Genomic DNA, 15,021 nt, shown 5'->3' on the forward strand with positions numbered 1-15,021 from the left:
CTGCCTCAAAGCCCCCGTCTGCCCGGTCCTAGGCTGGTGCCATGTCCGGACCCGTCACCGTCTCCATCACCCGAAAGGTCGATCCGTCGCAGGAGGACCAGATGCTCGCGTGGCTGCGGGCCGGGTTCGAGCTGGCCGAACGGTTCGAGGGTTACCTCGGCTCAGGCTGGGTGCGACCGTCACCCGGATCGGCCGAGTGGCACATGCTCTATCGCTTCTCGTCGCAGGATTCGCTCGAGGCGTGGGAGCTGTCGGCGCAGCGCCGCTGGTGGCTCGACTCGGCGCAGGGATTCGTCGACGAGGCAGCGCGTGAGCACCGCACGGGAATCGAGGGTTGGTTCGACGAGCCCTCGAGCGTCGACGTCGAGGACCTGCGGCCTGTCGCGCCGGCACCGCCGCGGTGGAAGCAGATGTGCGCGATCTTCATCGTGTTCTACCCGCTGAGCCTGGCCGCCAACTACGTCGCCAAGGATTTCGCTGCGGACTGGTGGCTCCCGTTGCGGGTGCTGGCGATCGTCGGGGTCATGACGCCGCTCATGACCTACGTTGCCCTGCCGTGGATCACCCGGCTGCTGCACGGGTGGCTCAACGCGGCGCGTACGCCATGAGCGGCTCGCTGCTGGTCGCCGGCACGACGTCGGACGCCGGCAAGAGCATCGTCACGACCGGCCTGTGCCGCGCGTTCGCGCGTCGCGGGCTCAAGGTCGCGCCCTACAAGGCGCAGAACATGTCCAACAACTCGATGGTCTGCGGGGACGGCGCAGAGATCGGCCGGGCCCAGTGGGTCCAGGCGCTCGCCGCCGGGGCCGTGCCTGAGGCCGCGATGAACCCCGTGCTGCTCAAGCCGGGCGGCGACCGCAAGAGCCACGTCGTCGTCATGGGGAGGCCGGCCGGCGAGATCTCCTCGGCCGAGTTCATCGGCGGGCGTACGCACCTGGCCGCGGCGGCCCACGCGGCATACGACGACCTGGCTTCGCGCTTCGACATCGTGGTCAGCGAGGGTGCCGGCAGCCCCGCCGAGATCAACCTGCGCGCCGGTGACTACGTCAACATGGGACTTGCGCGTCACGCCGACATCCCGACGGTCGTGGTCGGCGACATCGACCGCGGTGGAGTGTTCGCCGCGATGTACGGCACCGTGGCGCTGCTCGAGCCCGAGGACCAGCGGCTCATCGCCGGATTCGTGGTCAACAAGTTCCGCGGCGACGAGACGCTGCTCAGGCCCGGGCTCGACCGGCTCGAGTCGCTGACCGGGCGCCGGGTCTTCGGTGTGCTGCCGTGGAGCCCCGACGTCTGGCTCGACTCCGAGGACGCCCTCGACCTCGAGGGCCGGCGTTCGGCCGACCGTGACGCCGCGCTGCGGGTCGCGGTGATCCGGATGCCGCGCATCAGCAACTTCACCGACGTCGATGCCCTGGGCCTCGAGCCGGGTGTCGACGTGGTGTTCGCCGCAAAGCCGCAGGACCTCAGCGGCGCCGACGTCATCGTGCTGCCCGGCACTCGCGCCACGATCTCCGACCTCGCCTGGCTGCGCTCACGGGGCCTCGACCAGGTGGTCCTGCAGCATGCCGCGGCCGGACTGCCGGTGATGGGCATCTGCGGCGGCTTCCAGATGCTGGGGCGCACCGTCAGCGATCCCGACGGCGTCGAGGGCGAGGCCGGCGCGTCGGTCGAGGGGCTCGGTCTGCTCGACGTCACGACGACGTTCGAGGCCGACAAGGTCCTGCGGCTGCCGACCGGCTCGGCACTCGGCACCGATGTCGCGGGCTACGAGATCCATCACGGCCGCATCGCGCAAGGGCACGACGAGCCGTTCCTCGGCGGTGCTCGGTCGGCGAACGTGTTCGGCACGATGTGGCACGGCAGCCTGGAGTCCGACGGGTTCCGCAAGGCGTTCCTCGCCGAGGCGGCCAGGCTGAGCGGTCAGGCGTACGAGCCGTCGGAGGTCAGCTTCGCGGCGAGCCGTGAGCGGCGCCTCGACCTGCTGGGTGACCTGGTCGAGCGGCACCTCGATGTCGACGAGCTGCTCGCGATCGCCACGGACGGTGCGCCTGCCGTTCCGCTGCTGCCGCCGGGAGCCCCCTCATGACGGTCCTCGTGCTCGGCGGTACGTCCGAGGCCCGCGAGCTGGCGGTGCTGCTGCAGGACGCCGGCGTGCGTTTCGTTTCGTCCCTCGCCGGCCGGGTCGCCCGCCCCCGGCTCCCGGTCGGGGCGGTACAGATCGGCGGGTTCGGCGGGGTCCCGGGCCTGCGGTCGTACCTGATGGAGATGCGGATCTCGGCGGTCGTCGACGCGACGCACCCGTTTGCGGAGGGCATGAGCGCCAACGCGCTGGCCGCCTGCCACGCCGACGGCGTACCGCTGCTGAGGCTCGAGCGGCCGGGCTGGTCCGAGGCGCCCGGCGCGGATCACTGGCACTGGGTCGACGACCACGACGAGGCTGCCGGCCTGACCGCGACCTTGGGCGACCGGCCGTTCCTGACTGTCGGGCGCCAGTCGCTCCACCGGTTCGTGGATGCGCTGGCCGGCAAGCCGGCGCTCGTCAGGGTCGTCGATCCGCCGGACTTTCCATTGCCCGAGCCGTGGACGCTGCTGCTGAGTCGCGGACCCTACGGGCTCGAGGACGAGCGCGAGGTCATGGCCGACGTCGACGTGCTGGTCACGAAGGACTCCGGCGGCTCCTACACCTGGGCCAAGATGCAGGTCGCCAACGAGCGTGGCATCCAGGTCGTGATCGTCCGGCGTTCAGCCGTGCCGGCCGAGGTGGAGCTGGTCAGCGACCCTGTCGCTGCCGCCGCCTGGGTCACAGCCCGCCAGTGACCCGGATCGTCGTCGCGGTGACGTAGGCGGCCTCGGGCCGGAACAACCATGCGACCGCGCCGGCCACATCGTCAGGTTCGCCGGCTCGGCCCAGCGGGACACGTCCGGCAACCCGGTCAGCGCGGCCAGGGTCACCGGCATCGGCGTGGATGTCGGTGCGGATGATGCCCGGCGCCACCCCGACGACCCGGATGCCGAGCGGCGCAACCTCCTTGCCGAGCCCCAGCGTCAGGGCATCGACGCCGGCCTTGGCTGCGGCATAGTGGACGTACTCGCCGGGCGAGCCGAGCGTCGCTGCGCCTGACGAGATGTTGACGATCGTGCCCCCGTGGCCGGTCATGGCCTGCACCGCCCGCCGGGCGCACAGCACCGCGGACGTGAGGTTGAGGTCGATGACGGATCGGATGACGTCTGGATCGGTCTCTGCCAAGGGTCCGATGTGAAGGGTCGCCCCCGCGTTGTTGACGAGCCCGGTCAGTGGGCCGACCCGCTCCGCGGCAGCGAACAGCGTGTCGAGTCCTTCTGCGGTCGTGACGTCAGCTCGTACGGGGGTCACCACGTCGAGCTCGTCCGCGAGGGCCGCGGCGCTGGCGTCGTCGCGGACGTACGAGGCGATGACCTCGTGGCCGTCCGCGACGAGCGCGCGGGTGACGGCCGCTCCGATGCCACGCGTGCCACCTGTGACGATCGTCGTCATCGGCGGCGCCTGAGTGCGATGCCGACACTGAGCGCGAGGGCGCCGAGTCCGACGGCGTCCGCGAGGCGTACGGACCGGTCGATGTCGGTGGGCAGGGCGGTCGGCCCGTCGCCGAGGACGGGGCGGTGCTCGACCCGGGCGCCATAGACGTTCGTGCCGCCCAGCCGCACGCCGAGCGCTCCGGCGAATGCCGCCTCGACCGGCCCCGCGTTGGGGCTCGGGTGGCGGTGCGCGTCGCGGGTCCACGTGCTGAGCGCGCTGGTGCCACTGCCGCCGACCGTGGGTGCGAGTGCGGCGGCGAGCAGCGCCGACGCGCGGGCCGGCACGAGGTTAAGCACGTCGTCGAGCCGCGCGGAAGCCCAGCCGAAGTTGCGGTAGCGCTCGCTGCGGTGCCCCACCATCGCGTCGAGCGTGTTCGCCGCACGGTATGCCGCGATGCCGGCGACCCCGCCGACCGCTCCGGCGAGCAGGGGCGCGACGACCGCGTCAGACGTGTTCTCGGCGACGGACTCGACGACGGCCCGCGAGATCTCCTGCTCATCGAGCTCCGACGGGTCGCGGCCGACCAGGTGCGTCAGCTGCTCGCGGGCGGCCGGCAAATTGTCGGCATCGAGCCACGCGCGGACGTACGACGCCTCCTTGGAGAGTGAGCGGCCGCCGAGCGCGGCCCACGTCGTGGCGGCGGTGAGGAGCATACGCATCACCGGTCGGCGAGCAGTCATCCGCTCGGCCAGGAGTCCGGCGGCGCCGACGCCACCAACCAGCACGGAGGCGTAGGCGAGCCCAGCGTTGCGGTTGTCGCGGTAGACCCGTCGCTCGACATCGCGTGCCATGAGGCCGAAGCCGGCGACGGGGTGGAAGCGCGCCGGATCGCCGAAGAGCCGGTCCGCGGCGTACCCGAGCGCGAGTCCTGTGGCACGTGCGCGCATCGGGCTCCTCAGGGGCGGTCGTGGTCGGTAAGGTGAAGTCGACAGTAGCGAGGTGCGATGAAGATCCTGATCACGGGCGGTGTGCGCTCCGGCAAGTCGTTCCACGCGGAGTCGTTGTTGCTGGCGGAGCCCAAGGTCACGTACGTCGCGCCCGGGCCGCTGGCCGATCCGGTCTCGGACCCCGAGTGGGCGGCGCGGGTCGCACGGCACCAGAGTCGCCGCCCGGCGTACTGGACGACGGTCGAGACGAGCGACCTCGGCGAGGCGGTCCGTTCGGCCGATGGGGCGGTGCTGATCGACTGCCTCGGCACGTGGGTCACCTCGATCATCGACGAGCTCGATGGCTGGGACGCGGTGCTCGAGGACTGGGAGCCGGTGCTGTTCGAGCGCCTCGACGACGCATTGACCGCGATCGCCGAGCACGAGGGCACGGTCGTCGCGGTGACCAACGAGGTCGGCATGAGCGTCGTCCCGGAGCGCCTGTCGGGCCGCGTCTTCCGCGACATCCTGGGCACGGTCAACCAGCGGGTCGCCGAGGAGTGCGAGGACGTCATGCTTGTCATCGCCGGCCGCGCCCTGCGCCTGTGACTGGGTGGCGGTCTAGAGGTCTTTGGCGAAGCAGAGGGAGATGTCGCTGTCGGCGTAGTGACCGAAGTTGGGGATGCGCTCGTAGCCGGCTGACTCGTACAGGCCGATCGCCTCCGGCTGCGCGTCGCCGGTCTCCAGCAGCAGCCGGGCCCAGCCCAGCGAGCGGGCGTGCTCCTCGAGCCCCGCCAGGACGATCCGCGACAGTCCGCGACCCCGGTGCTCCAAGGGCACGAACATGCGCTTGATCTCGCCGCTCGTCTCGTCGATCGCTCGCAGGCCGCCGCACGCGACGGCCCGATCATCGTCTCGCAGCAGGAAGAACGCCGTGATGTCGTCGGCGCTGGGCGCGGGTCCGGGTTCGCTGTCGGGCGTGCCGTAGCGCTGCTCGATGTCGACGCGTTGGGCCGCACGGAGTGCCTCGGCGTCGGGATCCGACCACTCACAGGGGATGAGCTTCACGCGCCCAATTCTTCAGGAGGCGGCCACGAGCATCGCCGCCAGGGTGACCTCGATCGCGGCGCCGAACACGTCGCCGGTCACGCCGCCGAACCGGGCGACGCAGCGGTATGTCAGCACGGCTCCGACGAGCAGGCCTGCACCGGCGACGACGAGCCCGCGCCACCACGGCCAGCCCGCCCAGTCGACCACGTCGACACAGACCACCGCGACGATGAGCCAGGTCAGCACCGTCATCGCGCGCACGACCGTCCCGGCGTACGTCACCGCGAGCCCGTCGACGCGTGCCGCCGGGACTCCGCGGGCGCAGCACACCGACAGGATCGCCCGCGAGGCGCAGACGAGCACACCGGCGACAACCGGACCCCGGGGTGCGGCGAGGACGGCCGACAGTGACGCGGCCTGAATGCCGAGCACCACGACGAGCGCCGCGGCGCCGGCAGGGCCCGCGGTGCCGCCCTTCATCACCGCGAGCGAGCGCTCACGGTCGTACGAGGCCGTGAGGCCGTCGGCGACGTCCGAGAGCCCGTCGAGGTGCAGTGCCCGGCTGCCGAGAGCGAGTGCGCCGACGGCGACCAACGCGACCGCGAGCGGGGCAAGCTCGAGCTCGCGCCCGCCCCAGCAGATGAGCCCGACGAGCACGCCGAGCGGTGCCACTGCGAAGGGCGCGAGCAGCATGGCCCGCCCGGCGACCTCCCGGTCGACCGCCGTCGGGTGCCGCCACCGCAGGGCGGTCAGCGTGCCGACGGCGAGTCGCCAGGAGTCGTTCACATCAGGTCGGCGAGCAACGCCACGTCGGAGAGCAGCAGGGCCGCCGAGCGTACGAGCGGCACCGCGGCCACCGCACCGCTGCCCTCGCCGAGCCGCATGCCGACGTCGAGGATCGGCTCGAGTCCGAGCTTGTCGAGGGCCAACGACTGGGCCGGCTCGGTCGACCGGTGGCCGGCCGCGAACCAGGCGGCAGCGCCCGGTGCCAGCCGATCGGCCATGACGGCCGACGCGACCGAGATGACGCCGTCGAGCAGGACGGGCACGCCGGCACGGGCAGCGGCAGCCATGAAGCCGGCCGCAGCGGCGAGGTCGGCGCTGCCCAGCGCGGTGAGCGTCTCGACGGGATCGGCCGTACGCTCTCCGGCTCGGTCGAGGGCCTGCTGCACGACCGCCATCTTGTGCACGAGTGCGGGCTCGTCGATCCCCGTGCCACGGCCGGTGACCTCGGTCGCCGGGAAGCCGAGCGAAGCCGCGATCAGGGCCGCGGCGGGGGTCGTGTTGCCGATGCCCATGTCGCCACTGATCAGGAGCTGTGCGCCGGCGGCGATCTCCTCGGCCGCGACAGCCTCGCCGGCGGCGATGGCCTGCAGCGTCTCATCGGTCGTGAGGGCGTCCTCGAGGTGGATCGCGCCGCTGCCGCGACGGACCTTGAACGCCGTGACCTCCGGCGCAACGCCCTCGAGGTCGTCGTCGACGCCGAGGTCGAGCACCCGCACGGTCACGCCGTGCTGGGCGGCGAGCACCGAGACGCCGGCCTTGCCCATCAGGAACGTGCGAACCATGGCCGGCGTGATGGCCTTGGGGAACGCCGAGACGCCGTGGTCGGACACGCCGTGATCGCCGGCGAAGATCACCGCGCGCACGCGGTCGATCGGGACCGGGGGCACCGAGCCCTGGGTCGCGGCGACCCAGACGGCGAGGTCGCCCAGCCGGCCGAGCGCACCGGGCGGGGTCGCGAGTCCGGCGAGGCGCTCGTTGGCGGCGGCCCGGACGTCGATGGACGGGGCGGCGACCGCTTCGTACGCGCTCACAGGCTGGCCGCCAGATCGCGGCGGGCCTGGCTTGCGGACTCCTGGGCGTACAGCTTGCCGATCAGGCCGGTCAGCGCGATGCCGATGACACCCCAGAGGGTGGCCAGGGTCATGAGCGAGCCGCGGCGGAAGTACCAGAGCGTGTCGGCCGGGAAGTCGCCGATCTCGTTGACCGTCGGCATGAGCTCGCCGGCGAGGACCACGACCGCGAGGTAAATCGCCGCGCTGACCACCACCGCCGTGTAGGCGCCGAGGCGTTCGAGCAGTGCGCGGAACAGCAGCACCACGGCGATCATCGCGACGACGGAGATGGCGAGCATCACGAAGTACTGCGTCGTGCGCGCGCCGATCGTGTCCGCGTCGCCGACGGCCGGCGGGGTGGCGGGGTACTTGATGAACGGTACGAGGGCGACGGAGATGAAGCCGAGCGCCGCGACGAGCGCCGTCGACTGGCTCGGGCGCAGGCGGCCGATGCGGCCCAGCGCGAAGGCGGAGGCCAGCGCGACGATGCCGCCGAGCGCGATGCCGGTCGGGACGGTCGCGGTGAGGAGGCCCCACGTCGACTGGTTCTGGCGCGAGACGACGGTGCCGTTCTCTTCATGCGTGTGCTCGGCGGCGCCGGCCTCATCGTGGTGATGGCCGGACTCGGCCGACTCAACCTTGATGGCGGCGTCGATGGAGGGCTCGCCGGCGATGTAGGCCACGGCGAACGTCAGGATGCCGGCGATCAAGCCGGCGAGGAGTCCTCGGACGAGGAAGTTGCGGGGGGTCATGTCGGTCCGTTCGGGTATGCCGAATAAGCCGGACCGCGAATGCGGGTCCGGCTTGGTCGGGTCAGATCAGTGGCAGGGGAATCCGAGCAGGTGGCGTCCATCGTGGACCCACTCGTGGATGGCCGTGCCCGCCGGGAGCGACACTGCGCCCTGGTCGGCGCTGATGAAGAACAGGACGAAGGCTCCGAGGAGACCGAAGAACAGCGCCCAGGGGGCGAGCTCGCGAAGAGGGATCGACGGGATCTCGATCTCGGGTGTTGCGGTGATGGCCTGTGACATGAATTCTCCTGAGGGGATGATTGCGTCCCATGAATGGATGAAATTCCGAGGCGTTGGGTCTGGCTCCACTCGCTGATGCGGGTGTCACAGTAGCGCTACTGCGCCGGAGTCCCACCGGCTTCCTCGACCTCGGTGAAGTCATCCTAGGGCATGGCGACCGCGACCTGTCGAGTGTCGGGATCGACTTGCGTGATGGAACCGTTCGCCGGAAGCTCAGGCCGCTGGCCACTGAGCAGTCCGACGGCAAGACCGATGGTGTCGCCATGGCTGACCGCGACGGTGTGGTGGGGCAGGTCCTGCTCCAGCAGCTGCTGCACGCGGACCAGCACCGACGAGTAGTCCTCGTCGAGACCCTTCTCCAGCAGCAGCGGCTCCTCGACGACCTCGAGCCCGAGCTGTTCGGCGATGATGTCGGCGGTCTGCCTCGCGCGCACGGCGGGTGAGCTGAGGACGCGTACGACACCGCGATCGGCCAGCAGGGCGGCGGTCTGTGCCGCCTGCGCGCGACCGAGCTCGGTCAGCGGCGGGCTCAGCTCGTGCCCCTGCATGCGGTCGATGACGTTCCACGTGGACTGGCCGTGGCGCACCCAGAGGATCATGCGAGTCCTTCGATGTCGGCAACGTCGCCGATCACCGCGACGGCCGGAGCGCCGAGGTCGGCGGCCGCCTCGTCGATCGTGGCGAGCGTCGCGCGTACGACCCGCTGGCTCGGCATCGTGCCGTCGGCGATGACTGCGGCAGGCGTCTCGGGGTCGAGGCCCCCCTCAGCGAGGGCGGCGCAGATCGCGCTGAGCGTGCGTACGCCCATCAGCACCACGATCGTCGTGCCGGAGGCGGCGAGGGCGGCGTAGTCGAGCGTCGAGTCGGGGTGTCCGGGCGGCACGTGGCCGGAGATCACGGTGAAGCCCTGCGTGAGGCCGCGATGCGTGACGGGTATGCCTGCGAGTGCCGGGGCGGCGATCGCCGAGCTGACGCCGGGGACAACCCGTGTCTCGATGCCCGCGTGCAGGCAGGCCAGGAGCTCTTCGCTGCCGCGGCCGAACACGAAGTTGTCGCCGCCTTTGAAGCGCACGACGTTCTTGCCGGACTTGGCGTGCTCGACGAGCAGCTGGTTGATCTCGTCCTGGCTCGTCGACCGGCCGCCGGGGATCTTGGCGACGTCGATGATCTCGGCGTCGGGCCGGGCCCACGCCAGAGCCGCGAGCGGGGCGAGCCGGTCGGTGACGATGACGTCGGCGTTCTCGATCGCCTCGCGTCCGGCGACCGTCACGAGGCCCGGATCGCCGGGGCCGCCGCCGACCAGGGTCACGACACCGGTGTCGAGGATCTGGTCGGGTGCGGTGCGGTCGGCGTGCTGGGTGAGGACGATGCCGGCCTGGTGGACGTCGCTCAGGTCGGCCTCGCGTGCGTGCCAGGTGATCAGCCCGCGGTCCGCGAGGTCCTCGATCGCGGCCGTGGCCGTCGGCGCGACCACGGTGACGACGGCGTCGGCGGCCAGCAGGATCGCGACCTGCGCCGCGGCGCGCGCGTCGCCGCCGATGACGAGGGCGGAGGTGCCGGGGGTCAGGTCCATGGTCCCTCGATCCGCAACGTGGCCAGCAGCTTGCGAGTGGTGTCGGGCTTGCGCACCGCAATGCGTACCCACGTGCCGTCGAGGCCCGGGAACGTGTCGGCGCGCCGAACCGCATAGCCCGCAGCCCGGAGCCGGTCATGGGCGCCGAGGCCGACCTTGGCGAGCACGTACGGTGCGGCGGCGGGCACATGATGGATGCCGAGCTCGGTCAGGCCGTCGGTCAGGACGCGGCGGTGCTGCGCGATCTTGTTCGTACGCTTCGCGGCTTCGGCGAGCGCTTCGGGCGTTGCCGTTGCGATCATCGCGGCGATCGCGGCGGTGGAGACCGACCACGGCGCCTGGTGGGCCTTGAGCTCGGCGAGCAGCTGCGGCGACCCCAGGACATACCCGGCGCGGATGCCGGGGATCGACCACAGCTTGGTGAGGCTGCGGACGACGAGGAGTCCCGGGTCGGGGATCGCCGCTAGCGAGTGACGCTCGTCGGGGACGGAGTCCATGAACGCCTCGTCGACCACCACGACGCGTCCTGGTCGCATGAGGCGGCGCAGCGACTGCTCGGGGTGCAGGACGCTGGTGGGGTTCGTGGGGTTGCCGATCATGACGAGGTCGGCGTCCTCGGGAACCTGTGCTGGGTCGAGGACGAAACCGTTCGCGGGATCGGTGAGGACGTGCTCGGGGTGATGGCCGGCAGCGGCCAGGGCGACGTCGGGCTCGGTGAACTGGGGGTGCACCACGACGGGCCGGCGCCAGGCGCGAGCCCGGGCGATGAGCCCGAAGGCCTCGGCGGCTCCGGCGGTCGGCAGCACCTCGTCGGTGCGGCGGCCATGGCGCTTGGCGATGGCGTGCTGCGCTGCCTCGGCGTTGGGGTAGGCACCGATGTCGGCGAGGCTGTCGCGCAGCGCCACGTCGAGCCACTGCGGGCGTACGTCGTCGTGGATGTTGACCGCAAAGTCGATGAGGTCGGAGGAGAGCTCGCGATCCCCATGGAACGCGAGATCCGGTGGTTGAGGTGCGGAGCGAAGCGGAGCCTCGAAACCACCGTGGTTTCGAGACGCCTCGTTCCTCGCCTCCTCAACCACCGAACTCGGCACGTACGCGTGCACGGCTTCGGCGAAGCGCTGCGCCATCTTCGGGTGACCGGCCCAGTGGGTGTGGAGGTACGAGGCGTGCAGCGTCGCTGAGCCGAAGCCGTGTGGCTGTCCGTCGACCAGCCAGGCAGCCTCGGCTGAGGCCGGGGTGACCGTGGTCCGGTGGAACTCGTGGCCGGTGACCCGGGTTCCCGCCACACCGGTCAGCTGGTCGGCGGGGACGATCGCGGTGCGGTACGAGAGGGTGAGCCTCGGCGTCATGACCGCCTCGGCATCGAGGGCGCCGACCATCGGCATGTCGTCGACCGTGCGGCAGAGGTAGAGCAGCCCGGCGCACTCGGCGTACGTCGGCATGCCGGAGTCGACCGCTGCCCGCAGGGCCTCACGAAGCGGCGCGTTGGCGGACAGCCCGGCGGCGTGCACCTCGGGGAAGCCGCCGCCGAGGTAGAGCCCGGCYGTGCCTTCTGGCAGCGCTTCGTCGGCGAGCGGGTCGAACGTCACCACGTCGCAGCCGGCCGCGCGGAGCAGCTCCTCGGTCTCGGCATAGCGGAACGTGAAGGCACGCCCGCCCGCCATCGCCACGACCGGCCGGCCCTCGGAAGGGGCGCTGATCTCGTTGGCCGCATCCCAGGGCTCGGCGTCCAGGTCTGGCGCGGAGTGGGCAAGGGCCAGGAGCTGCTCGAGATCGATCTTCTCGGCGATCTGGGCGGCGAGCCGGTCCAGGGCGTGCGCTGCGTCGTCACGCTCGGCGGCTGGTACGAGCCCGAGGTGACGCGACGGGGCGACGATGCCGTCGTCGCGCTGCAGCACGCCGAGCACTGGAAGCCCGGTCGACTCGAGCGCGCTGATGACCTCTCCGGCATGCCGCGGCGAACCGGCCTTGTTGAGGATCACGCCGACGATGCGCACGGACGGGTCGAACGCGACCATGCCCTGCACCAGCGCGGCGATCGAGCGGGAGGCGTGCGAGATGTCGACGACCAGGACCACGGGCGTACGCGTGACGGTGGCGACGTGAGCGGTCGAGGCGAATCCTTCGCCGCCGATCTGTCCGTCGTACAGGCCCATGACGCCCTCGATGATCGCGAGGTCGGCGCCACGAGCGCCGTGCAGGAGCAGCGGGACGAGGCGTTCCTCGCCGACGAGGTGCGGGTCGAGGTTGCGGCCGGGCTTGCCGGTGGCGAGCGCGTGATAGCCGGGGTCGATGTAGTCGGGGCCGACCTTGTGGCCGGACACGTCGTGGCCGCCGCGGGACAGCGCCGCCATCAAACCCGTGGCGACGGTCGTCTTGCCGTGGCCCGAGGCGGGTGCGGCAACGATCAGCCGGGGGAGGCCTACCATTCGATGCCCCGCTGACCCTTCTGGCCGTTGTCGAACGGGTGCTTGACGTGCTGCATCTCGGTCACCAGGTCGGCGATCTCGACGAGCTTGGGGTCGGCGTTGCGGCCGGTGATGACGACGTACTGCCGGCCGGGCCGGTTGGCGAGGGTCTCGACGACGTCGTCGACGTCGACCCAGCCCCACTTCATGGGATACGTGAACTCGTCGAGCACATAGAGGTCGTGCGTCTCGGCGGCGATGCGGCGCTTGACCTCGGCCCAGCCCTCGGCGGCGTCGGCGGCATGGTCCTCGTCGGAGCCCTCCTTGCGCGACCACGACCAGCCGGAGCCCATCTTGTGCCACTCGACGGGTCCGCCCTCGCCGGTCTCCTCGTGCAGCTGGCCGAGGCGTTCGAGCACAGTCTGCTCGCCGATGCGCCACTTGGCGGACTTGACGAACTGGAAGACGCCGACGTTCCACCCCTGGTTCCACGAGCGGATCGCGAGGCCGAACGCTGCGGTCGACTTGCCCTTGCCGTTGCCCGTGTGGACCATCAGCAGCGGTCGGTTTCGGCGCTGCCTGGTGGTGAGGCCGTCGTCGGGGACGGCAACCGGCTGACCCTTGGGCATCAGGCGGCTCCCGTCTCGTGGAGGCCGGAGCGGACGACATCGGTGAGCGCGGACGCGCTGACTTCGCCGAGGGGTACGTACTCGGCCATCAGGTGGTCGGCCAGCTGGTGCGCGAGGCCCATGCGGAACTTCCCGGTCTCGCAGTCGATGACCAGGCTGGCGAGTCCGGTCGCGCCGAGGTGCTTGGCAACCTGGTGCGCGCGGGCGAGGGCGTTGTCGCCGTACGTCGCCCGGCCGTCGGTGATGACGACGAGCAGGGGTCGGCGGCGCGGGTCGCGTACGCGCTCGAGTCGCAGCACGTCGGCGGTCTTGAGCAGCGCCTCGGCCAGCGGCGTGCGGCCACCGGCGGGCAGCTCGGCGAGCCGGGTCGCGGCGATGTCGATCGAGCCGGTCGGCGGGAGCGCGAGCTCGGCGCCGTCCTGGCGAAACGTGATGAGCCCGACCTTGTCGCGGCGCTGGTAGGCGTCCATCAGCAGCGACAGGATCGCGGTCTTGACCTGCTCCATGCGCTTGCGCGCGGCCATCGAGCCGGAGGCGTCGACGCAGAACAGGATCAGGTTGGACTCGTGTCCCTCCTTGACCGCGAGTCGCAGGTCGTCGGCGCGGAACTGCAGGTTGTCGACGCGGCCGCGGGCGTGCTGGTGCGGCGCCGCGGCGCGGATCGTCTCCATGAGGTGGATCGAGCCGCCCTGGCCGGTACGCCGTTGGGCGCCGATGCGCCGGCCGGTCTTGGTGATCGCCCGTGAACGCTTGCCGGACTCACCTGCGCCGGTGCCGCCGACGGTGAACAGCCGGGGCCGGTAGGGCTGCTGCGGTGCCGCAACCGTGACCTCATCGGCCCCACCCGGCTGCTGCTCCTGCTGCTGTTCGCGCTGGGAGTGACGCTCTTGAGGATCCTCCCGGCGTGTCCCATCAAAAGCGTCACTCTCAGCGGGGTCGGAACCCGGCTCGGAGGGTGACTCTGACTCGGAGGCCTGGGACTCCTGGGTCTCAGCGTCGTCGGTGCCGTCGCCCTCGGGCTCCGGCGGCGGCTCGTCGTCGCCGAGGATCTGGTCGAGCAGGTCCTCGTCGATGCCGGGAGCGTCGAACGGGTTGCGCCGGCGACGGTGCGGCAGGGCCAGCCTGGCCGCAGCGCGGATGTCCTCGCGCAGCACGCTCGTACGCCCGTTCCACGCGGCGTGAGCGGCAGCGGCGCGGGCCGTGACGATGTCGGCGCGCATGCCGTCGACCTCGAACGCGGCACAAACCTCAGCGATCTTGAGCAGCGCCCAGTCGCTGAGGTCGACCTGGTCGACGAGCTTCTGCGCCGACTGGATGCGATCGGTCAGCGTGGCCTCGTCCTCGGCGTACCTCGCGGCGAAGGCGTCAGGATCGGCCTCGTACGCCAGCCGCCGGCGTACGACCTCGACGCGCGTCGAGGGATCACGCGGTGCCGCGACCTCGACCGTCAGGCCGAACCGGTCGAGCAGCTGCGGGCGGAGCTCGCCCTCCTCGGGGTTCATGGTGCCGACGAGCACGAAGCGGGCGGCGTGCTCGACCGAGACACCGTCGCGCTCGACCGTCGAGCGGCCCATCGCGGCGGCGTCGAGCAGCAGGTCGACGAGGTGGTCGTGCAGCAGGTTGACCTCGTCGACGTAGAGGATGCCGCGGTGCGCCCGCGCGAGGAGCCCGGGCTCGTACTCGGTGATCCCGTCCGACAGCGCCTTCTCGAGGTGCAGCGAGCCCAGCACGCGGTCCTCGGTCGCACCGACCGGCAGCTCCACCAGGCGTACAGGCCGGGTCTCGACGTCGACATCGGCGGCGAACGGGCCGTCGGGGGACAGTGGGTTCGACTCGCGCGGGTCGGTCGAGAACCTGTCGCCGGCGATCACGTCGATCGGCGGCAGCACGGAGGCGAGCGCGCGGACCATGGTCGACTTGGCGGTGCCCTTCTCGCCGCGCACGAGCACGCCGCCGATCGCAGGCGAGATCGTCGAGAGGGTCAGGGCAAGCGCCATGTCGTCGGATCCGACGACGGCGCTGAAGGGGTAGTGCTGTGGCATATGGGGCTCCCGCTCGATCTGCCAT

Annotated in this window: 16 protein-coding genes; 4 read left to right on the forward strand and 12 right to left on the reverse strand. The window is 71.4% G+C overall.

What is annotated here, in order from left to right:
* The first annotated feature begins 41 nt into the window (after window positions 1–41).
* The 3 genes from AC1DVU_RS20880 to AC1DVU_RS20890 are packed head-to-tail and all read left to right on the forward strand — an operon-like array spanning window position 42 to window position 2,820.
* Window positions 42–608, forward strand: a complete 567-nt coding sequence (locus AC1DVU_RS20880; RefSeq protein ID WP_476924383.1) for an antibiotic biosynthesis monooxygenase — start codon at window positions 42–44, stop codon at window positions 606–608.
* Window positions 605–2,089: a cobyric acid synthase gene (locus tag AC1DVU_RS20885; protein ID WP_476924540.1), complete on the forward strand. Its 1,485-nt coding sequence runs from the start codon at window positions 605–607 to the stop codon at window positions 2,087–2,089. Before AC1DVU_RS20880 ends, AC1DVU_RS20885 begins: the two co-directional genes overlap by 4 nt.
* Window positions 2,086–2,820, forward strand: coding sequence for a cobalt-precorrin-6A reductase (locus AC1DVU_RS20890; protein ID WP_476924384.1), 735 nt, complete (start codon window positions 2,086–2,088; stop codon window positions 2,818–2,820). Before AC1DVU_RS20885 ends, AC1DVU_RS20890 begins: the two co-directional genes overlap by 4 nt.
* Here the strand turns inward: AC1DVU_RS20890 and AC1DVU_RS20895 are convergent.
* Both AC1DVU_RS20895 and AC1DVU_RS20900 read right to left on the reverse strand, forming a co-directional pair.
* Complete coding sequence (locus AC1DVU_RS20895; RefSeq protein ID WP_476924385.1) at window positions 2,804–3,517, reverse strand: SDR family NAD(P)-dependent oxidoreductase; 714 nt, start codon at window positions 3,515–3,517, stop codon at window positions 2,804–2,806. The genes AC1DVU_RS20890 and AC1DVU_RS20895 overlap by 17 nt on opposite strands.
* Window positions 3,514–4,446 carry a cobalamin biosynthesis protein gene (locus AC1DVU_RS20900; protein WP_476924386.1) on the reverse strand — a complete coding sequence of 311 codons (933 nt, stop codon included), beginning with the start codon at window positions 4,444–4,446 and terminating at the stop codon, window positions 3,514–3,516. The genes AC1DVU_RS20895 and AC1DVU_RS20900 overlap by 4 nt, the downstream gene beginning before the upstream one ends.
* A gap of 57 nt (window positions 4,447–4,503) precedes the next feature.
* Between AC1DVU_RS20900 and AC1DVU_RS20905 the strand changes: the two genes are divergently transcribed.
* A complete protein-coding gene (locus AC1DVU_RS20905) occupies window positions 4,504–5,034 on the forward strand; it encodes a bifunctional adenosylcobinamide kinase/adenosylcobinamide-phosphate guanylyltransferase (RefSeq protein WP_476924387.1) in 531 nt (176 codons plus the stop codon).
* A 12-nt stretch (window positions 5,035–5,046) separates the two neighbouring features.
* On the opposite strand, the gene AC1DVU_RS20910 is transcribed toward AC1DVU_RS20905, so the two are convergent.
* From AC1DVU_RS20910 to AC1DVU_RS20955, 10 genes are all read right to left on the reverse strand, one after another.
* Window positions 5,047–5,493, reverse strand: coding sequence for a GNAT family N-acetyltransferase (locus tag AC1DVU_RS20910; protein ID WP_476924388.1), 447 nt, complete (start codon window positions 5,491–5,493; stop codon window positions 5,047–5,049).
* Window positions 5,494–5,505: 12 nt separating this feature from the next.
* Window positions 5,506–6,261 (reverse strand): adenosylcobinamide-GDP ribazoletransferase, encoded by a 756-nt coding sequence (locus tag AC1DVU_RS20915; protein WP_476924389.1) that lies wholly within the window; start codon window positions 6,259–6,261, stop codon window positions 5,506–5,508.
* Window positions 6,258–7,292, reverse strand: a complete 1,035-nt coding sequence (gene cobT, locus AC1DVU_RS20920; RefSeq protein WP_476924390.1) for a nicotinate-nucleotide--dimethylbenzimidazole phosphoribosyltransferase — start codon at window positions 7,290–7,292, stop codon at window positions 6,258–6,260. Before cobT ends, AC1DVU_RS20915 begins: the two co-directional genes overlap by 4 nt.
* Window positions 7,289–8,065, reverse strand: coding sequence for a CbtA family protein (locus AC1DVU_RS20925; RefSeq protein ID WP_476924391.1), 777 nt, complete (start codon window positions 8,063–8,065; stop codon window positions 7,289–7,291). The genes cobT and AC1DVU_RS20925 overlap by 4 nt, the downstream gene beginning before the upstream one ends.
* A 66-nt stretch (window positions 8,066–8,131) precedes the next feature.
* Complete coding sequence (locus AC1DVU_RS20930; RefSeq protein WP_476924392.1) at window positions 8,132–8,344, reverse strand: CbtB domain-containing protein; 213 nt, start codon at window positions 8,342–8,344, stop codon at window positions 8,132–8,134.
* Between the two features lie 143 nt (window positions 8,345–8,487).
* Window positions 8,488–8,943, reverse strand: a complete 456-nt coding sequence (locus AC1DVU_RS20935; RefSeq protein ID WP_476924393.1) for a histidine phosphatase family protein — start codon at window positions 8,941–8,943, stop codon at window positions 8,488–8,490.
* A complete protein-coding gene (gene cobA / locus AC1DVU_RS20940) occupies window positions 8,940–9,917 on the reverse strand; it encodes a uroporphyrinogen-III C-methyltransferase (RefSeq protein ID WP_476924394.1) in 978 nt (325 codons plus the stop codon). Before cobA ends, AC1DVU_RS20935 begins: the two co-directional genes overlap by 4 nt.
* Complete coding sequence (locus AC1DVU_RS20945; RefSeq protein WP_476924395.1) at window positions 9,908–12,346, reverse strand: cobyrinate a,c-diamide synthase; 2,439 nt, start codon at window positions 12,344–12,346, stop codon at window positions 9,908–9,910. Before AC1DVU_RS20945 ends, cobA begins: the two co-directional genes overlap by 10 nt.
* Window positions 12,340–12,954 carry a cob(I)yrinic acid a,c-diamide adenosyltransferase gene (gene cobO / locus AC1DVU_RS20950; RefSeq protein WP_476924396.1) on the reverse strand — a complete coding sequence of 205 codons (615 nt, stop codon included), beginning with the start codon at window positions 12,952–12,954 and terminating at the stop codon, window positions 12,340–12,342. Before cobO ends, AC1DVU_RS20945 begins: the two co-directional genes overlap by 7 nt.
* Window positions 12,954–14,996, reverse strand: coding sequence for a putative cobaltochelatase (locus AC1DVU_RS20955; RefSeq protein ID WP_476924397.1), 2,043 nt, complete (start codon window positions 14,994–14,996; stop codon window positions 12,954–12,956). Before AC1DVU_RS20955 ends, cobO begins: the two co-directional genes overlap by 1 nt.
* Window positions 14,997–15,021: the final 25 nt, after the last annotated feature.

This window comes from Aeromicrobium sp. P2_G6 (assembly GCF_056403535.1).

What these genes read in the sequence shown, in the direction of transcription:
- AC1DVU_RS20880 (WP_476924383.1), top strand. Translation starts at nt 42, where the DNA reads ATGTCCGGACCCGTCACCGTCTCCATCACCCGAAAGGTCGATCCGTCG.
- AC1DVU_RS20885 (WP_476924540.1), top strand. Translation starts at nt 605, where the DNA reads ATGAGCGGCTCGCTGCTGGTCGCCGGCACGACGTCGGACGCCGGCAAG.
- AC1DVU_RS20890 (WP_476924384.1), top strand. Translation starts at nt 2,086, where the DNA reads ATGACGGTCCTCGTGCTCGGCGGTACGTCCGAGGCCCGCGAGCTGGCG.
- AC1DVU_RS20895 (WP_476924385.1), bottom strand. Translation starts at nt 3,517, where the DNA reads ATGACGACGATCGTCACAGGTGGCACGCGTGGCATCGGAGCGGCCGTC.
- AC1DVU_RS20900 (WP_476924386.1), bottom strand. Translation starts at nt 4,446, where the DNA reads ATGCGCGCACGTGCCACAGGACTCGCGCTCGGGTACGCCGCGGACCGG.
- AC1DVU_RS20905 (WP_476924387.1), top strand. Translation starts at nt 4,504, where the DNA reads ATGAAGATCCTGATCACGGGCGGTGTGCGCTCCGGCAAGTCGTTCCAC.
- AC1DVU_RS20925 (WP_476924391.1), bottom strand. Translation starts at nt 8,065, where the DNA reads ATGACCCCCCGCAACTTCCTCGTCCGAGGACTCCTCGCCGGCTTGATC.
- AC1DVU_RS20930 (WP_476924392.1), bottom strand. Translation starts at nt 8,344, where the DNA reads ATGTCACAGGCCATCACCGCAACACCCGAGATCGAGATCCCGTCGATC.
- AC1DVU_RS20935 (WP_476924393.1), bottom strand. Translation starts at nt 8,943, where the DNA reads ATGATCCTCTGGGTGCGCCACGGCCAGTCCACGTGGAACGTCATCGAC.
- cobA (WP_476924394.1), bottom strand. Translation starts at nt 9,917, where the DNA reads ATGGACCTGACCCCCGGCACCTCCGCCCTCGTCATCGGCGGCGACGCG.
- cobO (WP_476924396.1), bottom strand. Translation starts at nt 12,954, where the DNA reads ATGCCCAAGGGTCAGCCGGTTGCCGTCCCCGACGACGGCCTCACCACC.
- AC1DVU_RS20955 (WP_476924397.1), bottom strand. Translation starts at nt 14,996, where the DNA reads ATGCCACAGCACTACCCCTTCAGCGCCGTCGTCGGATCCGACGACATG.